The sequence below is a fragment of the Mycolicibacterium sp. XJ879 genome (assembly GCF_053483935.1).
Map to the genome: position 1 here is coordinate 127528 of NZ_JBEFTH010000002.1, position 16665 is coordinate 144192.

Here is a 16665-nt window from a genome sequence, read left to right on the forward strand (position 1 = left end):
CGGACGGAGAGGACGTCAGATGCAGGGGTTAGTGCTGCAGCTGACGCGCGTCGGCTTTCTGCTGCTGCTGTGGCTGTTCATCTGGTCGGTGCTACGGATTCTGCGCACCGACATCTACGCGCCCCCGGGCACGGTCATGGTGCGCCGCGGGCTGCCGCTGCGCAGGTCGCTGCTGCCCAGCCGGGGCCGTCGAAATGTCGCCCGCCACCTGATCGTCACCGAGGGCGCGCTGGCCGGCACCCGGATCACCCTGGGCAGCCAACCGGTGCTCATCGGGCGCGCCGACGACTCCACCCTGGTGTTGACCGACGACTACGCCTCGACCCGGCATGCCCGGCTGTCGCCTCGAGGTTCGGACTGGTACGTCGAAGACCTAGGATCGACCAACGGCACATACCTTGACAGGGCGAAGGTGACGACGGCGGTACGGGTTCCGATGGGCACACCGGTTCGGATCGGCAAGACGGTAATCGAGCTGCGCCCGTGACACTGGTGCTTCGATACGCCGCGCGCAGCGACCGCGGCCTGGTCCGGGCGAACAACGAAGACTCGGTCTACGCCGGCGCGCGTCTGCTCGCGCTGGCCGACGGCATGGGTGGGCACGCGGCCGGCGAGGTGGCCTCCCAACTGGTGATCGCCGCGCTGGCCCATCTCGACGACGACGAGCCCGGCGGCGACCTGCTCTCTCAGCTCGACGATGCGGTCCGGGAAGGCAACGCAGCCATCGCCGCTCATGTCGAGGCCGACCCCGAACTCGAGGGCATGGGCACCACGCTGACCGCAATCTTGTTCGCGGGCAACCGACTTGGTCTCGTGCACATCGGCGACTCGCGCGGCTACCTGCTGCGCGACGGGGAACTCACCCAGATCACCAAGGACGACACTTTCGTTCAGACGCTGGTCGACGAGGGTCGCATCACCGCCGAGGAGGCGCACAGCCATCCGCAGCGGTCGCTGATCATGCGCGCGCTGACCGGCCACGAGGTCGAGCCGACGCTGATCATGCGCGAAGCCCGCGCCGGCGACCGTTACCTGCTGTGCTCCGACGGGCTGTCCGACCCGGTCAGCCACGACACCATCCTGGAAGCGCTGCAGATTGCCGACGTCGGCGAAAGCGCCGACCGGCTGATCGAATTGGCGCTGCGCGGCGGCGGCCCGGACAACGTCACCGTCGTGGTCGCCGACGTCGTCGACTACGACTACGGCCAGACCCAGCCGATTCTGGCCGGCGCGGTGTCCGGCCACGACGACCAGGTTGCCCCGCCCAACACCTCCGCGGGCCGCGCGTCGGCGTTCAACCCGCGTCGCAACGAGGCTAAACGCGTTCTGCCCCAAGAAGAGGAGCCGACGCGCCCGCCGCGGTCACGGCGCCGAATCTTCATCGCCGCGACGCTGGTGGTGCTGGTGGTGGTGGCCGGTCTGGCCATCGGCCGCGAAATCGTGCGCAGCAATTTCTACGTCAGCGACCACGACGGCGTCGTGTCGATCATGCGCGGGGTGCCGACCTCGTTTCTCGGCTACTCGCTGCATGAACCGTATCGGCAGGGTTGTCTGACCCCGTTCAACCAACTCACCCTCATCAGCCCCGGCCAGGATCCGCGGGACTGCGAACTGTTCCGGGTCTCGGACCTGAAGCCCTCTGAGCAACAGCAGGTCATGTCGGGTCTCCCGACGGGGTCTGAAGACGAGGCCATCAACCAGATCAGCCAACTGGCCCGCGACTCGCTGCTGCCGGTGTGCCCGACGCCAGCCCCGCCACGACCGACCACCACCGTGCCACACTCCCCTGAGGCGACGAATTCCCCTGGGCTGCCCAATGTTCCGCGCCAGCCGACTCCAGAGACCCCGCGCACAGCCCCGCCACCGCCCCCGCCGTCCCCGACCGAAGCTTCACCCCAGCCAGCGCCCGAGTCGCCGAAGCCGTCACCCGCGCCGCCGGCGACCGACACACCGCCGCCGCCTCCCCCGCCGGCGCCTCCGACCGTCACCGCGCTGCCACCTCCGCCGCCGGAACCGGGCGTAACCTGCCGGGAAGCGGCATGACCACACAGCCGCAGTCCGCCGTCTCCGTGGTGCCGCCGCTGCCCAACCGGCGCAACGCGGAACTGTTCCTCCTCGGGTTCGCCGCGCTCATCACGACGATCGCGCTGCTGCTGGTCGAAGCCAACCAGGAACAGCGCCTGCGGTGGGAGTTGGCGCAGTACTCCGTCGCCTATCTCGCCTTGTTCACCGGTGCTCATCTGGCGGTGCGGCGGTTCGCCCCGTACGCCGACCCGCTGCTGCTTCCCGTCGTGGCATTGCTGAATGGCCTGGGGCTAGTGATGATTCACCGGCTCGACCTCAGCGAGGGCGAGACCATCCGAAATGGGCTGGGCGGCACGGCCAACCAGCAGATGCTGTGGACGCTGGTCGGGGTGCTGGGCTTCTCGTTCGTCGTCGTGTTCCTGCGCGACCACCGTCTACTGGCGCGCTACGGCTATCTCTGCGGGGTCACCGGGCTGATCCTGCTGGCCATCCCCGCGGTGCTGCCCCGCTCGATATCCGAGCAGAACGGCGCGAAGATCTGGATTGAGTTGCCGGGCTTCTCAATTCAGCCCGCCGAATTCTCCAAGATTCTGCTGCTGGTGTTCTTCGCCGCGGTGCTGGTCAACAAGCGCAGCGTGTTCACCAGCGCGGGCAAGCACTTCCTGGGCATGGACCTGCCCCGACCGCGGGATCTGGCGCCACTGCTGGCCGCGTGGATCGCCTCGGTCGGCGTGATGATCTTCGAAAAAGACCTGGGCACTTCACTTTTGCTGTACGCATCGTTTCTGGTGCTGGTCTACATCGCCACGGACCGGCTCAGCTGGATGGTTATCGGGTTGGCCCTGTTCGCCGCGGGAAGCGTTGCGGCCTATTACCTTTTCGACCACGTACAGGTGCGGGTGCACAACTGGCTCGACCCGTTCTCCGATCCCGAGGGCGCCGGCTATCAGATGGTGCAGTCGATGTTCAGCTTCGCCACCGGCGGCATCTTCGGCACCGGTCTGGGCAACGGGCAACCCGGCACCGTGCCCGCCGCGTCGACCGACTTCATCATCGCTGCCGTCGGCGAAGAACTCGGGCTGGTGGGCCTGGCCGCCGTGCTGATGCTCTACACGATCGTCATCATCCGCGGGCTGCGCACCGCGATCGCCGTGCGGGACAGCTTCGGCAAGCTGCTGGCCGCCGGGCTGGCCTCCACGCTGGCGATCCAGTTGTTCATCGTGGTCGGCGGGGTCACCAAATTGATTCCGCTGACCGGCCTGACGACACCGTGGATGTCCTACGGCGGTTCGTCGCTGGTAGCCAACTACGTGCTGCTGGCGATCCTGGTGCGGATCAGCCACTCCGCGCGCCGCCCGCTGGTCAACAGCCCGCACAGCGCGACTCCGATCGCCGCGGCCGGTACCGAGGTGATCGAGAAGGTATGAACACCTCACTGCGCCGCATCGCCGTCGCCGTCATGGCGCTGGTGGTGTTGCTGCTGGCCAACGCCACCGTCACCCAGGTTTTCACGGCCGAGGGCCTGCGCTCGGATCCGCGCAACCAGCGGGTGCTGCTCGACGAGTACTCCCGGCAGCGGGGCCAGATCTCGGCAAGCGGCCAACTGCTCGCCTACTCGGTGTCGACCAACGGCCGGTTCCGGTTCCTGCGGGTGTATCCCGAACCGTTGGTGTACGCGCCGGTCACCGGCTTCTACTCACTGCGCTACTCCAGCACCGGCCTGGAACGCGCCGCGGACTCGGTTCTCAACGGCTCAGACCAGCGGCTGTTCGCCCGTCGGCTGGCCGACTTCTTCACCGGCCGGGACCCGCGCGGCGGAAACGTCGACACCACCATCAACCCGCAAGTGCAACAAGCCGCGTGGAACGCGATGGAAGACGGCTGCGCCGGCCCGTGCAAGGGTTCGGTCGTCGCGATCGAACCGTCGACCGGAAAGATCCTCGCGATGGTGTCGTCGCCGTCCTACGACCCCAACCTGCTGGCCACCCACGACATGGACAAGCAGGCGGCGGCCTGGCAGCGGCTGCGCGACGACCCCGACTCCCCAATGCTGAACCGCGCGATCTCGGAGACGTATCCACCCGGTTCGACGTTCAAGGTCGTCACCACGGCCGCGGCGCTCGCACACGGCGCCTCCGAGGACACCCGGCTCACCGGCCAGGCCCAGATCCAACTCCCGGACAGCACCGCCACTTTGGAGAACTACGGCGGCTCGGCGTGCGGGTCGGGCGGGACCGTTACCCTGCGCGAGGCGTTCGCGCGGTCGTGCAACACGTCGTTCGTCGAACTGGGCGTCGACACCGGCGCCGACGCGCTGCGTTCAACCGCATTGGGCTTCGGCATCGGCGCCCCTCCCCCGCTGATCCCGCTTCAGGTCGCCGAATCGACGGTCGGTCCGATCGTTGACGACGCCGCACTGGGCATGTCGAGCATCGGGCAGAAAGACGTCGCCCTCACCCCGCTGCAGAACGCGGTGGTCGCCGCCACGATCGCCAATAAAGGCGTGCCGATGCGGCCGTATCTGGTCGATAGCCTGAAGGGACCCGACCTGTCCAACATCGCCACCACGGCTCCTACCGAAGAGCGGCGGGCGGTGTCGCAGCAGGTCGCCGATACACTAACGGATCTGATGGTCGCCGCCGAGCAGGTGACGCAGCAGAAGGGAGCCATCGCCGGCGTGCAGATCGCATCGAAGACCGGCACAGCGGAGCACGGAACCGATCCGCGCAACACCCCGCCGCATGCCTGGTACATCGCCTTCGCCCCGGCGCAGGATCCCAAGGTGGCGGTCGCGGTGCTGGTCGAGAACGGTGGCAACCGGCTGTCGGCCACCGGTGGCGCGCTGGCCGCCCCGATCGGGCGTGCGGCGATCGCTGCGGCGCTGCGAGGTGGCTCATGAGCGCGCGCGTAGGGGTGACGCTGTCGGGTCGCTACCGGTTGCAGCGGCTCATCGCCACGGGCGGCATGGGTCAGGTGTGGGAAGGCGTCGACTCCCGGCTGGGTCGACGCGTGGCGATCAAGGTGCTCAAGGCCGAATACTCCACCGACGCCGAATTCGTCGAACGTTTCCGGGCCGAGGCGCGCACCGTCGCGATGCTCAACCACCCCGGCATCGCCGGTGTGTACGACTACGGCGAGACGGAGATGGACGGTGAGGGCCGCACCGCCTACCTGGTGATGGAGCTGGTCAACGGGGAACCGTTGAACTCCGTGCTCAAACGCACCGGGCGGCTGTCGCTGCGCCACGCCCTCGACATGCTCGAGCAGACCGGCCGCGCGCTGCAGGTCGCCCACAGCGCCGGGCTAGTACACCGCGACGTCAAACCGGGCAACATTCTGATCACCCCGACCGGGCAGGTGAAGCTCACCGACTTCGGCATCGCCAAGGCCGTCGACGCCGCGCCGGTCACCCAGACCGGCATGGTGATGGGCACCGCCCAGTACATCGCGCCCGAGCAGGCGCTCGGCCACGACGCGACAGCGGCCAGCGACGTCTACTCGTTGGGTGTTGTCGGCTACGAATCGGTGTCGGGGAAGCGGCCGTTCACCGGCGACGGCGCGCTGACCGTGGCGATGAAGCACATCAAGGAGACGCCGCCGCCGCTGCCCGCCGATCTGCCGCCCAACGTGCGTGAGCTGATCGAGATCACCCTGGTCAAGAACCCCGGCATGCGGTACCGCTCCGGCGGCGCGTTCGCCGATGCCGTCGCCGCCGTGCGCTCGGGCCGGCGCCCGCCGCGGCCCAACCAGGCGCCGTCGCTCGGCCGGGCCGCACCCGCGGCGGTGCCGTCGGCCGCCCAGGCCCGCGCCGCGGCGGATATGACCGGCCGCGCACCGGCCACCGCTGCGCGTCCCCGCCCGGTCACCGGCAGCCACCGCACTCCCCCGCCGCGAAGCACCTTCTCCTCCGGGCAGCGGGCGCTGCTGTGGGCCGCCGGGGTGCTGGGCGCGCTGGCGATCGTCATCGCCATCTTGATCGTGCTCAACGCCCAAGACCGCCGCGACCGGGAGAACCAGCCGCCGCCGACGATCACCACCACGATCACCGAGACGACGCCGTTCTCACCGACCGCGATGGCACCTGCGCCGGGCGACGACGGTCATGTCAACGAGGAATTGCGGGTAACCCGACACGATGTGCTCGCATCGGCCCCCGAGGCGTGGCAGCCGCAGACCCAGCGACAGACCGTTTCAGAACAGACACCGCAATGACCACCCCTCCGCACCTGTCCGACCGGTATGAACTCGGCGACATCCTCGGCTTCGGCGGCATGTCCGAAGTCCATCTCGCGCGTGACACGCGGCTGCACCGGGACGTCGCGATCAAGGTGCTGCGCGCCGATCTGGCCCGTGATCCCAGCTTCTATCTGCGGTTCCGTCGGGAGGCGCAGAACGCCGCCGCGCTGAACCACCCCGCGATCGTCGCGGTCTACGACACCGGTGAGGCCGAGACGCCGACCGGGCCGCTGCCCTACATCGTGATGGAGTACGTCGACGGCGTGACGCTGCGCGACATCGTGCACAACGACGGCCCGATGGAGCCCAAACGCGCCATCGAGGTGATCGCCGACGCCTGCCAGGCGCTGAACTTCAGCCACCAGCACGGCATCATCCACCGCGACGTCAAACCCGCCAACATCATGATCAGCAAGACCGGCGCGGTGAAGGTGATGGACTTCGGTATCGCCCGCGCGCTGGCCGACTCCAGCAGCGTCACCCAGACCGCGGCGGTGATCGGCACGGCCCAGTACCTGTCCCCCGAGCAGGCCAGCGGCAACTCGGTCGACGCCCGCTCCGACGTCTACTCGTTGGGTTGTGTGCTTTACGAAATCCTCACCGGGGAGCCACCTTTCGTGGGTGACTCGCCGGTTGCGGTGGCTTATCAGCATGTGCGGGAGGATCCGGTCCCGCCCTCGGAACGCAACCCCAACGTGCCGCCGGAACTGGATGCGGTGGTGCTCAAAGCGCTGGCCAAAAACCCCGACAACCGCTACCAGACCGCCGCGGAGATGCGCGCGGATCTGGTTCGGGTGCACAGCGGCGAACAGCCCGACGCCCCGAAGGTGCTGACCGACGCCGAACGCACCTCGCTGTTGGCGGCGTCCTCGGGACACGACCGCACCGAACCCATCGACGACGTGGCGCGTCCGCTACCGGACTACGAGGAGCGTGAACGACGCGGATCGGTGGGCCGCTGGCTGGTCGCCGTCGCCGTGCTTGCGGTGCTCACCGTCGTGGTGACGGTGGCGATCAACATGTTCGGCGGCGAGACCCGCGCGGTGCAGGTGCCCGATGTGAGTGGGCAGGCCAGCGCCGACGCGATCGCCGAACTGCAGAACCGCGGCTTCAAGACCCGCACGCAGCAGCAGCCCGACTCCACCGTGCCGCCCGACCACGTGATCAGCACCGAACCGGGTGCCAACAGCTCGGTGGCCGCCGGTGACGAGATCACCATCAACGTCTCCACCGGACCCGAACAGCGCGAAATCCCCGACGTCAGGAACCTGTCCTACGCCGATGCGGTGGAACGGCTCACCGATGCGGGCTTCGAGAGTTTCAAATCGTCCACATCGCCGTCCACGCCGGAGATGAAGGACAAGGTGCTGGGCACCAACCCGCCCGCCAACCAGACGTCGGCGATCACCAACGAGATCACGATCGTGCTCGGGTCGGGTCCGGAGAGCAGGTCCGTCCCCGACGTGGTCGGCCGCACGACGGCGAGCGCCAACCAGATCCTCAACGCAGCGGGCTTCACCAACACGGTGCCCGTCGAGGTCGACAGCACCGAGCCGCAGGGTCAGCTGGTGGGCACCGTGCCCTCGGCCGGCCAGACGGTTCCGGTGGACTCGGTGATCCAGTTGCAGGTCTCGCGAGGCAACCAGTTCGTCATGCCGGACCTGGCCGGCCAGTTCTGGACCGACGTCGAACCGCGGCTGCGCGCACTGGGCTGGACTGGCGTGCTCGACAAGGGCGCCGACATCCCCAACAGCGGCCAGCGGACCAACGCCGTCGTGCGTCAGAGCCCCGCGCCGGGCACCGGGGTCAACTTCGGCGCGACTATCACGCTGAGCTTCGCGTCGTAGCCGCCGCCACGGACCCTGATGTCGCCGCCCCAGCGGCTCCGGCGGCGGCTACTTCCAACTCGAGCCGGCGCACCAGTCCTTCTGCCGGTGCCGCGCCGCAGCAGCCGAGCCAGTTGGCGAGCATCCGGTGACCGCCCTCGGTGAGGATCGACTCGGGATGGAACTGCACCCCGTGGATCGGCAGCGCGACATGGCGCACCGCCATCACGACACCGCCGTCGGTACGCGCGATCACCTCGAGTTCAGCGGGCATGGTCTCGGGCAGGATCGTCAGCGAGTGATACCGCGTCGCGGTGAACGGATTCGGAAGTCCTTGCAGCACACCGGTGTTGGTGTGGTGTACCACACTGGTCTTGCCGTGCAGCAGTTCGGGTGCGCGGTCGACCGTAGCGCCGAACGCCACCCCGATGGCCTGGTGGCCCAGGCACACACCGAGCAGCGGGGTCTTCGCCGTCGCGCAGGCCGTCACCAACGGAATCGAGGCGCCAGCCCGCTGCGGGGTGCCGGGTCCGGGGCTCAGCAGCACACCGTCGAAGGTCTCGGCGGCGCGCGCGACGTCGGCGTCAGTGCCCAGGCGCTCGTCGTCGTTGCGCCAGACTTGCACGTCCACACCAAGCTGGCCCAGATACTGCACCAGGTTGAACACGAAGCTGTCGTAGTTGTCGACGACCAACACCTGCATCAGCCAAGGCTACCTAGTACGGATCAGTAGCCGACGGGTCCCAACGGTTTGGCGTACTGCATCCGCACCGGTTGCTTGTGGCCGACCACCTCGACCGAACTGCGGGGCTCCTCGGAGTAGCCCAACCCGAAGCGCACGACGTACTGCCGGTACAGCTTGACCAACGGCGACGCGGCCAGGGCGGCCTGCATCGCGCCGGAGTCGCCGATCGCGGTGATGACGTACGGCGGGCTGTAGGTACGTCCGTTGAGCAGCAACGTGTTTCCCACACAGCGCGGCGCCGACGTGCCGATGATGCGCTGGTCCTGCATCTGGATGCCCTCGGCGCCTGCACTCCACAGCGCGTTGAGCACGGCGTCGATGTCCTGCTGGTGCACGACGAGGTCGTCGGGGGAGGCGTCGCGCGGGAAGCGGCCTTCGGCGTCGCGCTGGGCATCGTTGAGGGTGACGACCAGACCCGGACCGCGCATCGGTTCCAGCCCGGCGCCGACGCCGAGGCGCTCGGTTCTGGCGGTGATGGCGGCCAGGGCCGCATCGGTGCCCGGGCTGCCGCCGTGGTGGCTGTCGAGCGTCTCCGCCAAAGTGTCCCGTTCGGCGCTGAGGCGGTCCACCGAGTGCTGGGTTTCGCGGACGAGGTCGACGAGCCGTGGGGCGTCGCTGCGCCGGATCTCGTCGCCGCCGGATACGCCGTGGGTGGCGGCGAGGAGTATCCCGGCCAGCAGGCAGATCACTGGGACGCCGAAGCGCCACGCGCTGCGCGTGCGCGCTGGCGGGGGAGCGGTGGGCTCCATCGGCTGGTCTCCTCCGGATCGTCGCTGCGATAGGCTAGCTACATCGTCGCACCGTGTGACCCCGATTTCTCGCGAAGGTACCCATGCCCAAGTCCAAGGTTCGAAAGAAGAACGATTTCACCATCAATCCGGTGAGCCGGACCCCGGTCAAGGTCAAGGCCGGCCCGTCGAGCACCTGGTTCGTGGTGTTGTTCATCAGCTTGATGCTGATCGGCCTCGTCTGGCTGCTCGTCTTCCAGCTCGCCGCGTCCGCTATCCCGTTCATGGCCGACCTCGGCCCGTGGAACTATGCGATCGCCTTCGCCTTCATGATCACCGGTCTTTTGCTCACGATGCGGTGGCGCTGAGGCGCGTCGCCGTCAAATGAATTCATCTTGGTCATTTGGGGTTCGCCCGCCAGCAACTTCGCTGTCACCGGATCACACTGATGTGATTCATCCCCATTGGGGATAGCACTTGTGGATAACCTCATTCCCGGCGGTGAGAGGGTGTTAATTACCCGTGCAGCAAACTGAATGGAGTCCGCCGCCGCTTGGAATCGCAGCGTGCGGCATAGCCGGGCTTATCTTGGCTATCAGCGTTGTGACCGTGGTCACAGACCCGCCGGGGCGGCTTCTCGGGGGCGTAGCCGCCGTCGGATTGTTGGTGTTCGCAACGATGTCGTGGCGTGCCCGGCCCAAGCTGGCAATTACCAGCGACGGTCTGGTGTTTCGCGGCTGGACCGGCACCCGGCACCTGCAGCGCGGTGACATCCGGCGCATCCGGATCACCGAGTTCCGCCGCCTCGCCCGAAAGCAGCGGTTGCTCGAGATCGACACCACCGACGATCGGCTGCTCGTGTTCACCCGATGGGATCTGGGCACCGACCCGCTGGACGTGCTCGACGCGCTGACCGAGGCCGGCTATGCGGGCGGCCCCGCGTGATTTCGGCGCGCTGACGGACCGCTACGGGGCATGAGCGCGCCGAAATCGCCCTAGCTGATGGTGATCGAGTCGATGACGACCGGGTCGGTCGGCCGGTCGTTGCGGTCGGTCGAGGTCGTGGCGATCGCATCGACCACCTTCTGCGACTCGGGGTCGACGACCTCACCGAAGATGGTGTGCTTGCGGTTGAGGTGCGGGGTCTTGCCGACCGTGATGAAGAACTGCGATCCGTTGGTGCCCGGGCCGGCGTTGGCCATGGCCAGCAGGTAGGGCTTGTCGAACTGCAGCTCGGGGTGGAACTCGTCCTCGAACTTGTAGCCTGGTCCGCCGCGGCCGGTGCCGGTGGGGTCGCCGCCCTGGATCATGAAGCCGGAGATGACGCGGTGAAAGACCACGCCGTCGTAGAAGGGCCCGGACGTGCCGCCCGATGCGTTCTCGCCGCTGTAATCCCTGGTGCCCTGCGCCAGGCCGACGAAGTTGGCGACCGTCTTGGGGGCGTGGTTACCGAAGAGTGCGATCTTGATGTCACCGCGGTTGGTGTGCAGCGTCGCGGTGGCTGTCTGAATGGGGCTCGTCACGAGAAATCAGTCTGCCACGCGCGGTCCGGCGGCCAACCGGGCACCGCTGGATAGCCGGGGATGGCAGGCTGGTATGGACCTGCCGACGGGTGATGAGAGAGGCCGAAGATGCGCGCGAAGACACAAGACCGGTTGACTCCCCGCGAGCGGTTGAACCGCGGACTGATGTATTCGGCGGTCGGCCCGGTCGACGTCACCCGCGGTGCGGTGGGCCTGGGGATCAGCGGCGCGCAATCGTCGGCGCACTGGGTGGGGGAGCGCTACCGCCAGGGCCGTCTCAAGGATCAGTTGAGCAAGGACCTGGCCGCCGCTCAAGAGACGATAAGCGCTGAGTTGGCCGCCGCCCAGGAGGTGGTGTCGGGGCTGCCGGAGGCGTTGAACAAGGCCCGGGCGCGGCGCCGACGTCGACCGCTGCTGTTGGCTGCGGCGGGCGCGGTGGTGCTGGCCGGGGGAGCGGTGGCCTTTTCGATCGTTCGCCGGTCGAGCCGGCCCGAGCCCTCACCGTTGCCGCCCAGCGTCGAAGTGGCGCCGAAACCGTAGTCGGCGCAGGACATTTGCGTGGAGCCTAGGAGAATCGAACTCCTGACATCTACCTTGCAAAGGTAGCGCTCTACCAACTGAGCTAAGGCCCCGTGATCGGTTCGGCGGGCGCGTCGGCTGCCACGTGCCATACCTCGACGCCGTGCCGCGATCGCCACAACGTGACGGCCACCGCCGCGACGATCCCGGTGGCGGCCAACAGCGCCAGCCTCATGGTGTGAACCTTTCCGTGGGGCTAGGAGGACTCGAACCTCCGACCTCTTCGTTATCAGCGAAGCGCTCTAACCGCCTGAGCTATAGCCCCGTATGCCGTCTGGCCGAGCGACGAGATTACCGCAACCCTAAGCCGCTACCCAAACTCAATCCCGATCGGCGAGGGTGACCTCGACACCGCCGACCAAGTCGGTCGTCAGGTTGTAGACGAACGCACCCACCGTGGCCATCGCGGTCAGCAACACGATGTTCACCAAACCGATCAACGTCGCGCCGCCGAAGATCGTTCCGCTGGACACCAACTCGCCGCCGGAGGTCCCGCTGGCGCTGGTGAGCAGGTCGCCGACGTTGCTGTTGAGTTTGCTCCACACGCCCATGCCGCCGAGCGCCAGGTACAGGAACGCGACGGCGATCATCCACACGAAGAACAGCGCGACCGACAGCACCAGCGACACCTTCAGCGTGCTCCACGGGTCGATGCGCCGGATCTGCATGCTGGCCCGCACCGGTCCGTGGTGGCGGGTGCCGACCTGGATGCGGCTGGTGGGACCCGCCGGCCGGTGGGCCGGTTCTGCCGTGGACCGCTCCGCGGCCGGTTTCCGCGGTGTCGGACGCGGCACCGGACCGGACAGGTCGGGCAACTCGCTGCTATAGGCCTCCGGGGTCGGCTGCCGCGTCTCGGGGCCGCCCGGCCGGGTTTCGGGCCCGGGTTGCCGGGCCTCGGGCCCCTGCCGGCCATCCTCGCCAGCACCCTCCGGTGCGTCACCGCGGGCGTTGGGTCCCCGGCCAGCCACCGGACGTCGACGCGGCGGACCCTCCGGCGGCCGTTGCGACGTATTCGCGCCGCGAGCCGCACCCTGGCCTCGCTGCCACGGCGGTGCGTCACCGCGGTCGGAAACGCCTGGCCGCGACGCTGCCGCGCCCAGCGCCCCGCCGTCGTGGCCGGGGCCGCCGGCTGAGCCGTTGGGGCCACCGGGACCATCGACCGCGCGCGGGTGTCCCGGCTCGTTCGGTGAACTCACCTACGGCTCCTCACTGGTGACGGGCGCTCAAGCTCCGGGGTCGGTGTTGACCTCATCGGTGCTGTCACCTTCCTCGGCGTTGCGCGCGATGGCAACCAGTGTGTCGCCCTCACCCAGGTTCATCAACCGAACGCCCTTGGTTTGCCGCCCGGCCTTGCGAACCTGGCGAGCCGCCGTCCGGATGACGCCTCCACCCGAGGTGATGGCGTACAGCTCTGTGTCGTCATCGACGATCAACGCACCAACAAGGGTGCCACGACGTTTGTCGTACTGGATCGTCAGCACCCCTTTGCCACCGCGGCCCTGCACTGGGTACTCCTCGATCGCCGTGCGTTTGGCGTACCCGCCCGACGTCGCGACCAGCAAATACGTATCCGGGCGCACCACGTTGAGCGACAGCAGCTGGTCGTCGGTGTTGAACCGCATGCCCTGCACACCGGAGGTGGCGCGGCCCATCGGCCGCAGCGCCTCATCGGTGGCCGAGAACCGGATCGACTGGCCCTTGGCCGATACCAGCAGCAGGTCGTCGTCGGCCGAGCACAACACGGCGCCCACCAACTCGTCGCCGTCGCGCAGGTTGACCGCCACGATGCCGCCCGACCGGTTGGAGTCGAACTCGGTGAGCCGGGACTTCTTCACCAGCCCGTTGCGGGTGGCCAGCACCAAGTAGGGCGCATCCTCGTAGGTCTTGATCTGGATGACCTGCGCGATGCGTTCCTCGGGCTGGAATGCCAGCAGGTTGGCGACGTGCTGGCCGCGCGCGGTGCGCGACGTCTCCGGCAGGTCGTAGGCCTTCGCGCGGTATACGCGGCCCTGGGTGGTGAAGAACAGGATCCAGTCGTGCGTGGAGCAGACGAAGAAGTGGTTGACGATGTCGTCCTGTTTGAGGCCGGCGCCCTGCACTCCCTTACCGCCGCGCTTCTGGCTGCGGTACAGGTCGGTCTTGGTGCGCTTGGCATAGCCGGTCTCGGTGATCGTGACGACGACGTCCTCGCGGGCGATCAGGTCTTCGTCGCTGACCTCACCGTCGGCAGGCACGATGCGGCTGCGGCGGTCATCGCCGTACTTGTCGACGAGTTCCTTGAGCTCATCGCGCACGATGGCCCGTTGCCGCTCGGGCTTGGCCAGGATGTCTTCCAGATCGGCGATCTCGGCTTCGATCTTGGCCAGATCGTCGACGATGCGCTGGCGCTCCAGGGCGGCCAGCCGGCGCAGCTGCATGTCCAGGATGGCCTGGGCCTGGATGTCGTCGATGTCCAGGAGCTCGATCAGGCCTTGGCGCGCGATGTCGACGGTTTCCGAGGCCCGGATCAACGCGATCACCTCGTCGAGGGCGTCGAGCGCCTTGACCAGGCCACGCAGAATGTGCGCCCGTTCGTTGGCCTTACGCAGCCGGTAGGTGGTGCGCCGCACGATGACGTCGAGTTGATGGTCGACGTAGTACCGGATCATCTGATCCAGGCGCAACGTGCGCGGCACCCCGTCGACGATCGACAGCATGTTGGCGCCGAAGCTGGTCTGCAGCTGGGTGTGCTTGTAGAGGTTGTTCAGCACCACCTTGGCCACGGCGTCGCGCTTGATCTCGATGACGATGCGCAGACCCACCCGGTCGCTGGACTGGTCCTCGATGTTGGCGATGCCGGCGAGCTTGCCGTCGCGGACCTGCTCGGCGATCGAGGTGATGAAGTTGTCGTGGTTGACCTGGTACGGCAGCTCGGTGATGACGATGCCGGTGCGGCCGCGGCTGTCCTCTTCGATCTCCACGACGCCGCGCATCCGGATCGACCCGCGCCCGGTGGTGTAGGCGTCCGTAATGCCTTGGGAGCCAACGATCAAACCGGAGGTGGGGAAGTCCGGACCCTTGACACGTTCGCAGACGGCCGCCAACGTGGCTTCCTCGTCGGCGTCGAAGTTGTCCAGGCACCAGTACACCGCGTCGGCGAGCTCACGCAGGTTGTGCGGCGGAATGTTGGTGGCCATACCCACCGCGATGCCGCCGGACCCGTTGGCCAACAGGTTGGGGAACCGGCTCGGCAGCACCGTCGGTTCTTGCACCCGGCCGTCGTAGTTCGGAACGAAATCGACGGTCTCCTCGTCGATTTCCCGGAGCATCTCCATCGCCAGCGGGGTCAGCCGCGCCTCGGTGTTGTGGCTGACGAACCCGTTGGTGATGAATGAATGGTCATCGGTGTCAACACGCAGGCTGTAGACCGGCTGCACTCCGGCGTCCGTCACCGAGGCCACGCGAGCGTAGTAGAACCGGCCGTCGGTGAGTTCCGAGGCGATCGCTTTCACGTCGGTGTCCGCGATACGGCCGAGTATCTCGGCGCGGTCGCGCTGCCAGCGGGACTGCCGGTCGATGTTGTGCCTGTTGAGCCAGTCCTTGTCTATCCACCGGCTGCGGCAGTGTGTGCGGATGAACTTGGCGAGGCCTGGGACATGATCGCCATCCAGCCCTGCGGCGTTCGCCGGCAGCGCCGCAAGGAGCCCTTGCAGCTTGGACTGTTTCGCTCCACCGAAACCGACCTGGGCCGCGAACATTTCAGCGTGTGCACGGTTCGTGATGACGACTTTGTGCTCACCCGTCGCATGCAGATAGCGCCGTGAGATCACTCCGAACTCCAACAGCATCTGCTGGATATCCTTGGCAAGCCGCCCACTTCGGGTTGAGTACGAGACCTGGATTATGTTGCGCGGCAGGGCCGAACATGATCCATCGCCTTCGAACAGTGCGCCAAGGAATGCGCGTTTGACCGCCGCCGGGCTATGCCAGAGCCACTCGGGGACGGCTTTCTCCGCCGACCGCTGACCCATGAGCTCGCCCAGGCGGCTGTGCCGGAGCGCATCCGTGTTCTGGACATCGAGTTCGAACAGATTTGCTCCGGAAGCAATTGTCCGCTCGGAGACATACCGGGGGCCGCCCACGACGGCGTCATAGGCACCCACCACCATGTTGAAGTAGTCGCGGTCCAGGTTGTTGAACCCAGCACGCTTCTCCGAGACGAAACCCTCGCTGATGAAGGCGCCGAACAGGAGTGCCTCCAGGGTGTCGTGCCAGTCACCCGGCGGTCCGAACTCCGCCGGCGGCGTTCTCTGGATGACCACCCGGTCGTCTGCACGCACTTCTTCGATGAGCTTCCACAGCAGAGTCGGAACGCCTGCCACATCCACCAAGCACAGAATCGGATGGTTGGCAGTCCCGGTGACCTCGTAGCCCTCGGCGGTCCGAACGGTGTAGGTCTGATGCTCCCCGGAGTGGAAAAGGCGGTCGGCCAGGACTGGGTTACCGTGGCGGTCCAGCACCTTGGCGTCGACCACATTGTCGGAGTTCGGCCGAACACCGGGAACGATCTCCGCAATCCGGACCGACTGTCCAAAGGGCAGCCGCACCAACGCATCTCCGGTCACGCAGTATCTCATCGCGGCCGGCGGGTCGTTGCCTGGCGAACCGAAGTTGCCCTGGCCGTCGACCAGCGGATAGCGCAGCGACCACGGCTGAGCCAGCCTAACCAGGGTGTCGTAGATCGACGCGTCGCCGTGGGGGTGGTAGTTACCCATCGTCTCGGCAACGGAGCGCGCGGATTTCGCGTGGCTGCGGTCCGGGCGAAAACCCGAGTCGTACATCGCGTAGAGCACCCGGCGGTGCACCGGCTTGAGCCCGTCACGCACCTCGGGCAGCGCGCGGCCCACGATCACGCTCATTGCATAATCGATGTAGCTGCGCTGCATTTCCTGCTGGATGTCGACCGGTTCGATGCGGTCGCCTGCTTCGTCGCCGGGAGGCAACGTGGTGTCAGTCATGAAATG

At 67.4% G+C, this 16665-nt stretch carries 15 protein-coding genes and 2 tRNA genes; 9 read left to right on the forward strand and 8 right to left on the reverse strand.

The genetic code is table 11. The annotated features are described in order from the left end of the window. Positions 1-19: 19 nt before the first annotated feature. From ABQF13_RS04320 to pknB, 6 genes are read left to right on the forward strand one after another with little or no spacing between them, the layout of a single operon-like run. Complete coding sequence (locus tag ABQF13_RS04320) at positions 20-487, forward strand: FHA domain-containing protein FhaB/FipA (protein WP_448391504.1); 468 nt, start codon at positions 20-22, stop codon at positions 485-487. Further along, positions 484-2043, forward strand: coding sequence for a PP2C family protein-serine/threonine phosphatase (locus ABQF13_RS04325; RefSeq protein WP_448391505.1), 1560 nt, complete (start codon positions 484-486; stop codon positions 2041-2043). Before ABQF13_RS04320 ends, ABQF13_RS04325 begins: the two co-directional genes overlap by 4 nt. After that, positions 2040-3452, forward strand: a complete 1413-nt coding sequence (locus ABQF13_RS04330) for a peptidoglycan glycosyltransferase RodA (RefSeq protein ID WP_448391506.1) — start codon at positions 2040-2042, stop codon at positions 3450-3452. The genes ABQF13_RS04325 and ABQF13_RS04330 overlap by 4 nt, the downstream gene beginning before the upstream one ends. Beyond that, positions 3449-4924 carry a D,D-transpeptidase PbpA gene (pbpA, locus tag ABQF13_RS04335; RefSeq protein WP_448391507.1) on the forward strand — a complete coding sequence of 492 codons (1476 nt, stop codon included), beginning with the start codon at positions 3449-3451 and terminating at the stop codon, positions 4922-4924. The genes ABQF13_RS04330 and pbpA overlap by 4 nt, the downstream gene beginning before the upstream one ends. Then, entirely contained in the window at positions 4921-6237 is a 1317-nt protein-coding gene (locus tag ABQF13_RS04340) for a protein kinase domain-containing protein (protein ID WP_448391508.1), read from the forward strand. Before pbpA ends, ABQF13_RS04340 begins: the two co-directional genes overlap by 4 nt. After that, positions 6234-8108: a Stk1 family PASTA domain-containing Ser/Thr kinase gene (gene pknB / locus ABQF13_RS04345; protein ID WP_448391509.1), complete on the forward strand. Its 1875-nt coding sequence runs from the start codon at positions 6234-6236 to the stop codon at positions 8106-8108. The genes ABQF13_RS04340 and pknB overlap by 4 nt, the downstream gene beginning before the upstream one ends. Here the strand turns inward: pknB and ABQF13_RS04350 are convergent. Both ABQF13_RS04350 and ABQF13_RS04355 read right to left on the reverse strand, forming a co-directional pair. Then, positions 8086-8790 (reverse strand): aminodeoxychorismate/anthranilate synthase component II, encoded by a 705-nt coding sequence (locus ABQF13_RS04350; protein WP_448391510.1) that lies wholly within the window; start codon positions 8788-8790, stop codon positions 8086-8088. The genes pknB and ABQF13_RS04350 overlap by 23 nt on opposite strands. A gap of 23 nt (positions 8791-8813) precedes the next feature. Then, positions 8814-9581 carry a DUF881 domain-containing protein gene (locus ABQF13_RS04355; protein WP_448391511.1) on the reverse strand — a complete coding sequence of 256 codons (768 nt, stop codon included), beginning with the start codon at positions 9579-9581 and terminating at the stop codon, positions 8814-8816. A gap of 83 nt (positions 9582-9664) precedes the next feature. On the opposite strand from ABQF13_RS04355, the gene crgA reads away from it, so the two are divergent. Then, positions 9665-9928, forward strand: coding sequence for a cell division protein CrgA (crgA, locus tag ABQF13_RS04360; protein ID WP_448391512.1), 264 nt, complete (start codon positions 9665-9667; stop codon positions 9926-9928). Between the two features lie 154 nt (positions 9929-10082). Beyond that, positions 10083-10505 (forward strand): PH domain-containing protein, encoded by a 423-nt coding sequence (locus ABQF13_RS04365; RefSeq protein ID WP_448391513.1) that lies wholly within the window; start codon positions 10083-10085, stop codon positions 10503-10505. A 50-nt stretch (positions 10506-10555) separates the two neighbouring features. Here ABQF13_RS04365 and ABQF13_RS04370 read toward each other — a convergent pair whose 3' ends face one another. Continuing rightward, a complete protein-coding gene (locus ABQF13_RS04370; protein WP_448391514.1) occupies positions 10556-11083 on the reverse strand; it encodes a peptidylprolyl isomerase in 528 nt (175 codons plus the stop codon). A gap of 108 nt (positions 11084-11191) precedes the next feature. On the opposite strand from ABQF13_RS04370, the gene cwsA reads away from it, so the two are divergent. Continuing rightward, positions 11192-11623 carry a cell wall synthesis protein CwsA gene (gene cwsA / locus ABQF13_RS04375; protein ID WP_448391515.1) on the forward strand — a complete coding sequence of 144 codons (432 nt, stop codon included), beginning with the start codon at positions 11192-11194 and terminating at the stop codon, positions 11621-11623. A gap of 19 nt (positions 11624-11642) precedes the next feature. On the opposite strand, the gene ABQF13_RS04380 is transcribed toward cwsA, so the two are convergent. The 5 genes from ABQF13_RS04380 to gyrA all read right to left on the reverse strand — a co-directional run bounded on the left by ABQF13_RS04380 (position 11643) and on the right by gyrA (position 16659). Further along, a tRNA-Ala gene (locus ABQF13_RS04380) sits at positions 11643-11715 on the reverse strand. Beyond that, positions 11706-11837, reverse strand: a complete 132-nt coding sequence (locus tag ABQF13_RS04385) for a hypothetical protein (RefSeq protein WP_448391516.1) — start codon at positions 11835-11837, stop codon at positions 11706-11708. Before ABQF13_RS04385 ends, ABQF13_RS04380 begins: the two co-directional genes overlap by 10 nt. Before the next feature lie 16 nt (positions 11838-11853). Further along, positions 11854-11927: transfer RNA gene (locus tag ABQF13_RS04390), tRNA-Ile, on the reverse strand. Between the two features lie 55 nt (positions 11928-11982). Further along, complete coding sequence (locus ABQF13_RS04395) at positions 11983-12858, reverse strand: DUF3566 domain-containing protein (RefSeq protein WP_448391517.1); 876 nt, start codon at positions 12856-12858, stop codon at positions 11983-11985. Between the two features lie 27 nt (positions 12859-12885). Next, a complete protein-coding gene (gene gyrA / locus ABQF13_RS04400) occupies positions 12886-16659 on the reverse strand; it encodes an intein-containing DNA gyrase subunit A (RefSeq protein WP_448391518.1) in 3774 nt (1257 codons plus the stop codon). Between the last annotated feature and the right edge of the window lie 6 nt (positions 16660-16665).